Origin of the sequence: Microbacterium testaceum StLB037 (genome assembly GCF_900104345.1) — a bacterium.
Lineage (GTDB): Bacteria > Actinomycetota > Actinomycetes > Actinomycetales > Microbacteriaceae > Microbacterium > Microbacterium testaceum_A.
Map to the genome: position 1 here is coordinate 1 of NZ_FNJN01000004.1, position 631 is coordinate 631.

At 57.7% G+C, this 631-nt stretch carries 1 protein-coding gene and 1 rRNA gene; both read left to right on the top strand.

Annotated features, from left to right (window positions below):
• The first annotated feature begins 174 nt into the window (after positions 1-174).
• Positions 175-291 (top strand): 5S ribosomal RNA (gene rrf, locus BLS25_RS09085).
• 87 nt (positions 292-378) lie between these two features.
• Positions 379-631, top strand: a 253-nt coding sequence (locus BLS25_RS16900; RefSeq protein ID WP_176786344.1) for a hypothetical protein, incomplete at its 3' end; no start/stop codon positions are given.

A 631-nucleotide genomic window follows, 5' to 3' on the forward strand; every position in this document is an offset into this window, starting at 1 on the left:
TTGATAGGCCGGATGTGGAAGCGTAGTAATACGTGAAGCTGACCGGTACTAATAAGCCGATGACTTGATAACACACCTGTTTTTGGTGCTTGCGTCCACTGAGTGGTTCTCGATGTACGGTCGGGAACTCAACAATGATCATGTCGTTGTTGGTTTTTGAAACATCAATAGTGTTTCGGCGGCCATAGCGAGAGGGAAACGCCCGGTTACATTCCGAACCCGGAAGCTAAGCCTCTCAGCGCCGATGGTACTGCAGGGGGGACCCTGTGGGAGAGTAGGACACCGCCGGACTTCTTTTAGTCGAAATGGCCACCCAAAGTTGGGTGGCCATTTCGCATTTACGGGCACATTTCCCCGGAAGGACAGTCATGTCGGCGGATGACGCGAACGATCGCAAGAGCAACGAAGGGCGCTCGGGCGACCGCGCATCCGGGCGCGGACAGTCTTCTCGAGGCGATGATTCATCGCCTCGCAGTGATCGTCCCTATCGCCGCGACGGGCAGACCGGCGGACAGCGGCGTGACGGTGACCGTCCCGTTCGTCGTGATGGTGACCGTCCGGTTCGTCGTGATGGTGATCGTCCGTTCCGTCAGGATGGTGACCGTCCGTTCCGTCGTGATGGTGACCGTCC